Origin of the sequence: Pedobacter sandarakinus (assembly GCF_026240095.1) — a bacterium.
Taxonomy (GTDB): Bacteria; Bacteroidota; Bacteroidia; order Sphingobacteriales; family Sphingobacteriaceae; genus Pedobacter; species Pedobacter sandarakinus.
Genome location: NZ_JAPIVG010000010.1, coordinates 1 through 10,358, shown reverse-complemented (window position 1 = coordinate 10,358; position 10,358 = coordinate 1). Strand labels below are relative to the sequence as shown.

At 43.1% G+C, this 10,358-nt stretch carries 1 protein-coding gene; it reads left to right on the top strand.

Annotation, left to right across the window (positions count from 1 at the left end; all coding sequences use genetic code 11):
- On the top strand, positions 1 to 10,358 hold a 10,358-nt coding region (locus OQ268_RS17625; RefSeq protein ID WP_265858126.1), incomplete at both ends, for a Calx-beta domain-containing protein.

Below are 10,358 nucleotides of genomic sequence, written 5' to 3'. Positions count from 1 at the left end.
AGGTTGTTGAAGGCACGGAGACCGTTGTGCTTACCTTTAATTCCGCTACCAATAACCCATCGGTTACGGTTAGCCCAGCAAGTGCTACGGTAAACATTGCAGATGATGATGTAGCAACAATAACCGCAGTAGCAACAACTAATGGCGCTGAGCCATCAACCAATGGATTATTTACGTTTACCCAAGATAAAATCTCTACTACTGATACTCAAATTACTTTTACAATTAGCGGCACAGCGACTGCAGGTGCTGACTATAGCAGTTTAGGGACAATTATTGTAATTCCTGCTGGACAGAGTTCGGTAACACTGCCTGTAATTATCCAAGATGATAATTTTGCAGAATTAACTGAAACTGTTATTCTCACAATGCAGGCTGCAACGAACAATGCGGCAATAACTGCGAGTACTGCTCCAGTTACCATAACAATTGCAGATAATGATGCAGCGACCGTTGCGGTAAATAGCATCACACTTGTTGAAAGTGCTGGGTCTGCTAACTTTACAGTGACCCTAACTGGCAACGTTCAAGATGCATTTACAGTTAATTTTAATACCACCAACGGAACAGCTTTATCACCATCAGACTATACGGCTACCTCATCATCGGTAACTTTCCCTGCCGGTTCTCTGAATGGTGCTACGCAAAGTTTCAGTATTCCAGTAATAAATGATAACATAGCTGAGCTGACCGAGCAATTTACAGTCACCTTAGTTAGTGTAAGCAATGGATCTGTTGTAACTATACCAGCAGCTGGCGCTACAGGAACTGCAACGATCACCGATGACGATGCAGTTAGCCTTGCGATCAATAGTGTTACTGCGCTGGAAAGCGACGGTAATATTGTGTTTACCGTAACATTATCTGGCAATACGCAGAATGCGATATCAATAAATTACGCAACTGCAGATAATACTGCTTTTGCAGGGAATGACTATGTTGCCAGAACTGGTACCATAACCTTCCCAGCGGGTTCAGTGAATGGTGCGATACAAACCATTTCCATTCCAATTATAAACGATGCAATAACGGAGTCATCAGAAACCTTTAAAGTTATATTGAGTGGGGCAACCTCACCGGCAACAATAACACAAGCGGAGGGTATTGCAACTATTACCGATAATGATCCGGCTTCTGTAAGCATTGCAGCTACGCCGAGTACGGTTAGCGAAGCAAATGGAACAGCAACCTTTACTGTTACCTTAAGCAATGCCGTACAATCAGCATTCAATGTAAGCTACACTACAACTGACGGCAGTGCCACAGCCGGTAGCGATTATACGACTACCTCTGGAACATTAACCTTTCCTGCCGGATCACAAGCAGGAGATGTGCGTACTTTTACCGTGCCGATTACTGACGACGCATTAGTCGAATTAAACGAATCATTTAATGCGACTATAAATAATGTAACAGGTGGATTAGTTACCATTGGTACATCAACTGCAGTATTAACCATCACTGACAACGATACTGCGATTGCGACAATAACACCTGGTGATAACGAGAATGAAGCTGGTCCGGTTTCAGGAACATTTATTGTTACACTTGATAAGGCAGCGTCAACAAATACTACACTTACTTATACGCTAAGTGGAACCGCCAGCGAAGGAAGCGATTATGGCAACATAGTTACTAAAACGATCGTAATCTCGGCAGGGCAGACATCTGGAACGATAACTATTCCAGTAATTACCGACAACATTGTGGAAGCAACAGAGACCGTTATTGCTTCATTGGTTTCAACTAACAATCCTCAAATCACAGCTAGTACCGATCCGGCAACGATCAAGATTTTTGATAATACCACAGCTACAGTTACCGTAGCCGCTACAGCAAATGGTGCAGAGCCTACTACTCCAGGTCAATTCACCTTTACGCTAAGCAATGCATCATCTACAGATACTCAAGTAACATTTGCAGTAACAGGGTCAGCTTCAAGTGGAACTGACTTTACCGCAATTGGAAGTACGATAATCATCCCGGCAGGGCAAACCACAGCAACCTTATCTGTACCCGTGTTAGATGATAATATTGTTGAAGGGTTAGAAACTGTAGTCTTGACCATGGTTTCAGCAACCAATAACGTTGCGATTACGGCTAGTACAACTCCTGCAACAGTAACAATTACAGATAACGATTTGGCAACGGCAACCATCGTAGCCGGTACATCAGGTAATGAAGCAGGACCAATAAATGGTACGTTCGTTATCTCATTAAGTAATCCTTCATCTCAGGCCACAACCATTAGCTATACGCTTTCTGGTACAGCAACTGAAGGTGTAGATTACAGCGCAATCACCACAAAAACAGTGACTATTCCGGCTGGTGCAACTTCTGCTACACTAAGCATCTCAACACTAGCTGATTTAGTAGTCGAAGGATCAGAAACTGTGATCGCCAAATTAGAAACATCATCTAATCCGTTAGTAACGCCTAGTGCTACGCCTGCATCTATTAATATTTTAGACGCCAACACTGGATCAATAAGTGTTTCCATCGCGCCAGCAAACATAAATGAATCGGCAGGCACGGCTACATTTAAAGTTACGCTCAGTACAGCTGTTCAAAATGCATTCTCATTTGATTATGCTACCACTAACGGCACAGCCTTATCTGGAACATTGCTAGATTACATTTCTACAAGCGGTACCTTAACTTTTCCGGCAAATGCTGCCGCAGGTGATGTGTTAACTTTTACAGTTCCGATTAATGATGATGACTTAATTGAGCCAAGTGAGACTTTTAATGGCACCATTAGCAATGTTTCTGGTGGACTTATTAGCATCGCCACAAGTAGTGCAACGGCAACAATTATAGATAATGATTTTGCAACAGCTACTATAACGGCTGGTTTGAATGGCAATGAAACTGGCCCAATAAATGGTTCGTTTATTGTAAACTTAAGCAAAGCTGCTTCAACAGATACACAAATTACCTATGCCCTGACAGGAACTGCTACCGAGGGAAGTGATTTTACAACCATAGTTACGAAAACAGTAACTATTTTGGCCGGCCAAACGACGGAGACCATCACAATTCCGGTTTTAGCTGATGCAATTTCAGAAAGTAGCGAATCGGTTATTGCTACTTTAACAGGCACGAATAACCCATCAATTACGGCAAGCAACACAGCAGCCACAATTAACATTCTGGATGCAAATTCAGCAAGTGTGAGTATTGCAACTGTACCTAGTGTGAATGAAGGTGCGGGTACAATTACTTTTACTGTGACGTTAAATAATGCAGTTCAGGATGCCTTCACGGTTGACTATTCAACTGCTAATGGCACTGCATTGGCAGGAGCAACGTTAGATTATGTCGCAACAAGTGGTACTTTAACTTTCCCGGCAGGATCTGCGGCAGGTACGCAGCAAACTTTTACAGTAGCGATCAATGATGATAATATCGCAGAATTAGCAGAATCATTTACGGCTACATTAAGCAATATCAGTAGCGGGGTAGTTGTGATTAGCAATGCCACTGCAACAGCGACTATAATAGATAATGATACAGCTACTGCCACCATTATTGCAGGAATTTCTGGTAACGAAAATGGTCCTGTGAGTGGAACATTCACTGTTAATTTGAGTAATCCATCATCACAGCCAACAACGCTAACATATGCATTTACAGGCACTGCAAGCGAAGGAGCAGATTATACAGCAATTGCAACTAAAACTATAACAATTCCCGCAGGCGAAACTACCGCGACTATTAATGTGCCTACTTTAGCAGATAATTTAGTGGAAGGTACGGAGACTGTTGTGGCAACACTTACCAATTCTAGTAATGCATTAGTAGGAGTTAGCCCAACTTCAGCCAGTATTAATATTGTAGACAACACCTCGGCTACCGTAAGTTTGGCTGCTACTACAAATGGAGCAGAACCAAACACCAATGGTCTGTTTACTTTTACCTTAAGTAATCCATCTACCACAGATACTCAAATTACTTTTGCGGTATCCGGAACAGCAACGAGTGGTGCAGACTATAGCGCACTTGGCACCTCAATTACCATTCCTGCAGGGCAAACCACAGCAACCTTATCTGTACCTGTGTTGGATGATAATATTGTGGAAGGATTAGAAACTGTAGTCTTGACCATGGTTTCAGCAACCAATAATCCTGCGGTAACGGCAAATACAAATCCTATCACATTAAACATTGCCGATAACGATGTAGCTGTAGCAACCATTACAGCTGGCACCGCAGGTGATGAGAATGGCCCGGTAAATGGTACGTTTACTGTTAATTTAAGCAATCCATCATCACAGCCAACAATAATAACCTACACGTTAGCTGGCACCGCGACAGAAGGAAGTGATTATACGCCCATAGTTAGCAAAACAATTACGATCGCAGCAGGGGCCACAAGCGGCATAATTGTTATCCCAGTAATGGTTGATGCTATTATTGAGGGTTCTGAGACTGTGGTTGCAACCATAACCAATTCAAGCAACCCACTTGTTACTGTTAATAACACACCGGCAACGATTGCTATTGCAGACAATACAACGGCTACTGTTACTGTAGCCGCTACAACTAACGGTAGCGAACCAGGTACAGCAGGCTTATTTACATTTTCGCTAAGCAGTTTATCAACTACAGATACCCAAGTTTCGTTTAACATTACGGGTACAGCAACAAGTGGTGTCGATTTCAGTGCACTTGGAACAACTGTTACCATACCGGCAGGCCAGAGCAGTATAACATTATCAGTACCTGTTTTGGATGATAATATTGTAGAGTCTACCGAAACGGTAATTTTAACAATGTTGCCTGCTACCAGCAACCCGGCTATATCTGCGAATGTTTCTCCTGCAACGGTAAATATTGCAGATAATGATACTGCAGTTGCCACCATAGTTGCCGGCATAAATGGTTCAGAAAATGGACCTACAAATGGCACGTTTACAGTAAATTTAAGTAACCCATCTTCAACAGCTACCCAAATAACTTATACATTATCTGGTACGGCAACGGAAGGTATTGATTACAGCTCAATTGTTACTAAGACAGTTACTATACCGGCTGGAGCCACTTCGGCCACCATTACAATCTTGCCTTTGGCTGATAACATTGTGGAAGGAGCGGAGACTGTTGTAGCCATGCTAGGTACCACAAATAACCCAAGCATTACTACAAGTGTTGCACCTGCCAGTATCTCTATTGTTGATAATACAACGGCGAGCGTAACGGTTGCTGCAACGACAAATGCCAGCGAACCAAATAACCAAGGTCTGTTTACTTTTATGCTGAGTCAGGTATCAACTACAAATACCGTTATCAATTATAGCGTGGCAGGTACCGCAGTTCAAGGCACAGATTATAATTCGATTGGTACAAGCATTACCATCCCCGCAGGTCAGACGAGCGTTACGCTACCAATTCAGGTAATAGATGATAACATCATCGAGCCTACCGAGACCGTAGTGGTTACTATGTTAGCCGCAACCAACAATCCGTCAATCACCGCCAGCACAAGTGCTGCCACAGTAAATATTGCAGACAATGATAATGCTGTAGTAAGTATCACAGCAGGAGGAAATGGTGCTGAAAATGGACCAGTTAATGGTACATTCACAGTAACACTTAGTAATCCATCTGCAACAGCTACTACTGTTACCTACCTGATAAGCGGTACGGCAAGCGAGGGCAGCGATTTCAACACCATTACACCTAAATCGGTTACTATCCCTGCGGGTGCTACTAGTGCTACAATAGTAATCCCAGTGATAGCCGATAACATTGTTGAAGGCACGGAAAAGGTTGTAATAACGCTGGTTGCCGCTGACAATGGAGCAATTACCGTAAGTAATACTCCGGCGAGTATCGATATCCTAGATAATAATTCTGCATCGGTAAGCATTTCGGCAACGCCAACAGTTAATGAGGGTGCAGGTACGGTTACGTTTACAGTTACTTTAAACAGTGCTGTACAAAACCCTTTCACAGTTGATTATGCCACAACGAACGGCACCGCCGTATCAGGTTTAGATTATATTGCAAAATCGGGTACTTTAACCTTCCCTGCGAATTCAAATGCCGGAGATCAGCTTACCTTTACCGTATCTATTTTGGATGATGATCTGGTTGAAGCAACAGAGGCATTTGGCGCTACATTAAGTAATATTCAAGGTGGTTTGGTTACTATTGCAACACCAAGTGCCACAGTAAATATCACCGATAACGATACAGCGATTGCCACCATCACTGCTGGAAGCAATGGCAATGAGAGCGGACCAATCAATGGTACGTTCACCATCTCGCTAAGCAATCCATCAGCAACGGATACACAAGTAACGTATAGTTTAACTGGAACCGCCACAGAGGGTGTTGATTACAATGCAATAACTTCTAAAGTGGTAATTATCCCGGCAGGACAAACTTCGGCAACCATAACTATTCCAGTAATTGTTGATGCGGTTGCAGAAGCAAATGAAACGGTAGTTGCAAGTCTTGTATCGACAGATAATGGATCGATCTCCGTTTCAAACACGAACGCCAATATCTTTATTTTAGACGCAAACTCTGCAAACGTAAGCATCTCGATAAATCAGGCAACGGTGCCAGAGTCAATAGGTTTTGTAACGTTATCAGTTCGATTAAATACTGCTGTTCAAAATAGCTTCACCGTAGATTATGCTACTGTTAATGGAACTGCACAGGCAGGACTAGACTATACAGCCACTTCGGGAACACTTACATTCCCGGCCAATTCGCCAGCTGGGACTGTACTCACGGTTTCGGTTCCAGTTCTGGAAGATAATTTACTAGAGCCTACTGAAACTTTCACAGTTGGATTAAGTAATGTGGTTGGCGCAGATGTAGCAATTGGAGTAAGTCCGGCTACTGTATCTATAACAGACAATGATACCGCCATTGCAACAATTACGCCAGCAAACAATGGTAATGAAAATGGCTTGATTGCAGGCTCGTTCAATGTTTCATTAAGCAATCCTTCTTCAACAGCGACCATACTAACATTTAGCTTGGCAGGTACTGCTACAGAGAGCAGTGATTACGGGGCGGTAACCAAAACAATTACTATTCCTGCCGGACAAACTACGGGCGTAATAACTATTCCTGTATTGGGAGATATTTTAGCAGAAGGTACGGAAACGGTAATTGCAACACTTCTCACATCCAATAATCCCGCAGTAAGCGTAAGCACAACTGCGGCTAGCATCAATATTCTGGATGATGATGTTGCAACCGTAAGCATTTCTACAACTCCGGTAATTAATGAAAATGCCGGCCTGGCTACATTTACCGTTACGTTGAGTACCGCAGTACAAAACGCATTTAGTGTAGACTATTCTACCAGTAATGGAACGGCTACTGCGGGTGCAGATTACACTGCCGCTACCGGTACTTTAAATTTCCCGGCTGGCTCTTTAGCAGGAACCAGCTTGAACTTTACGGTTCCGATCAACGATGATAATTTAGTAGAAGGTGCTGAAAACTTTACAGCAACTTTGAACAACGTTACCGGAGGAATCGTCACAATTGGAACGGCTACTGCAACGGTTACCATTACTGATAATGACTCGTCTGTTGCAAGTGTTACTGCCGGAGTTAACGGAAATGAAAGCGGACCAATTGCAGGAACTTTTGTAATTACATTAAGCAACCCTTCATCAACAAATACGCAATTAACTTTCAACCTGGCGGGAACAGCCACCGAGGGAACCGACTATAGCACTATTGCTAAAACCATTACCATTCCAGCTGGACAAACCTCGGCAACAGTTACTATTCCGGTAATCGGTGATTCAATTATCGAAGGAAATGAAACGGTTGTATTGTCACTTACCGGATCAAATAGCAGCCTGGTAACAGTAAATAATGCTCCGGCTACCATTAGTATAATTGATAACAATACTGTAACTGCAAGCGTTTCTATTACGCAAGCAAATGTGAATGAAGCTGCTGGTACAGCAACATTTACAGTGACTTTAAGCGGAGCCGTACAGGATGCCTTTAATGTAGACTACACTACGGCAAACGGTACAGCTATTGCAGGATTAGATTTTGTTGCTACGAGCGGTACACTTACATTCCCTGCAGGTTCTGCAGCCGGCGCTAGCTTAAACTTCACGGTTCCAATTATAGATGACAATATTGCGGAGACCAATGAAACGTTCACTGGATTAATCACTAATGTTACAGGAGGGTTGGTGTCTATCGGAACAGGAAGCGCTACCGTAACCATTATTGATAACGATACAGCACTAGCAACCATTGCACCGGGTAATGATGGCAACGAAAGCGGGCCTACCAGCGGTACTTTTACAGTTACAGTGAGCAATCCATCATCTACAAACACCGAATTAACATATACATTAGGTGGATCTGCCACAGAAGGTTCAGATTATAGTAACATCATTACTAAAACGGTAACGATCTCTGCAGGACAAACATCGGCAACAATTACCATTCCGGTGTTAACGGATGCAATAGTAGAAGAAACAGAGACCGTGATAGCGACATTGACGGCTTCATCAAGCGCATTGGTTGGGGTAAGCAATACGCCTGCAACCATAAATATCCTTGACAATACCAATGCAATTGTAACCGTGGCCGCAACGGCGGATGGCGCAGAGCCAGCAACCCCTGGTCAGTTTACCTTTACGTTGAGTAATGTCTCTACAACGGCAACCATCATCAACTTCACAGTTACAGGTTCTGCAACAAGTGGTGTGGATTATACCTCAATAGGTAATACTGTTACGATTCCGGCAGGACAAACGACAGCTACCATTGCTGTACCGGTATTGAATGACAGTTGGGTGGAAGGAACTGAAACTGTCATCCTTACGATGAATACTGTTACCAGCAATGCAGAAATTGCTGCAAGCGGCACGCCAGCAACTGTTAACATAACAGATAGTGGTTCGTCTATTGCTACTATCGCTGCAACTACTAATGCCGCTGAAAACGGTCCTGTAAATGGTATATTTACGGTTTCGTTAAACAACCCATCTACCACTGATACCCAAATTACTTATGCGTTATCTGGAACAGCAACAGAAGGAGCTGACTTTAATGCAATTACAGTTAAGACCATAGTTATCCCTGCAGGTCAGCTTACAGCAACCATTACCATACCTGTTATTGCCGATGCCTTATTAGAAGGTAGCGAGACGGTAGTTGCTACATTAGTGGCAACCAATAACCCTCAGGTTACCACGAGTAATGTTGCTGCTACAATCAACATCGCTGACAATAATACTGCATCAGTAACGCTTTCAGCTGTATCAACAGTAAATGAAGGTGATGGAACAGCAACTTTTGTAGTAACATTAAACAATGCTGTTCAGAATTCCTTCTCGCTGAGTTATGCCACATCAAATGGCACCGCTACGGCTGGTTTAGATTACACTCAAACCAGTGGAACATTAACATTCCCAGCTGGTTCGGCAGCCGGTACGGCATTAACTTTTACCGTTCCAGTTATTGATGATAACATGGTGGAAGGGAATGAAACTTTCAGCGCTTCGATAAGTAATGTGAGTAACAGCTTAATAACCATAGCGAATGCAAATGCAACGGTTACCATTATTGATAATGATGCATCAGTGGCGACGATAGCTCCGTCTACAGATGCAAATGAAAACGGATTAATAAATGGTTTGTTTACGGTATCATTGAGTAAGGTATCTGCAACTGATACACAAATCACCTATGCGCTTTCAGGCAATGCGACAGAGGGTAGCGATTTTAGTTCGATAACTTTAAAAACCGTTATCATCCCTGCAGGCCAAGTTTCTGCAAACATTGTGATTTCGCCATTAGCTGATACCATTGTAGAAGGAAGCGAGTCGGTTGTAGCTACATTATTAAGTTCAAATAATCCATCAGTTACAATTAACCCTGCAACAGCTACAATCAATATCCTCGATGCGACCACAGCGACCGTAACAGTTGCAGCAACCGCAGACGGAGCAGAGCCAGGAACTTCGGGACAATTCACATTTACCTTGAGTAATGTTTCAGCTACAGCCACTACAATTACCTACACTATTAGTGGAACAGCTACGAGCGGAGTAGATTATAGCGCACTTGGAAATACGATTACCATACCAGCCGGTGCGACTTCAGTTACCCTTACGGTTCCGGTGTTAGATGATAACTTAAATGAAGGAAATGAGACGGTGGTATTAACTATGGTTTCTACGACAAGTAATCCTTCAATTATTGCCAATACCACGCCTGCTACTGTGAACATACGCGATAACCGTGCACCAGTAGCCACAGCACCAGCGGTAACAACGCCTGAAGATGTTGCGGTGAGCGGAACGATTACAGCAAGTGATGCAGACGGCGATCCTTTAACTTTCGCTACCACTACC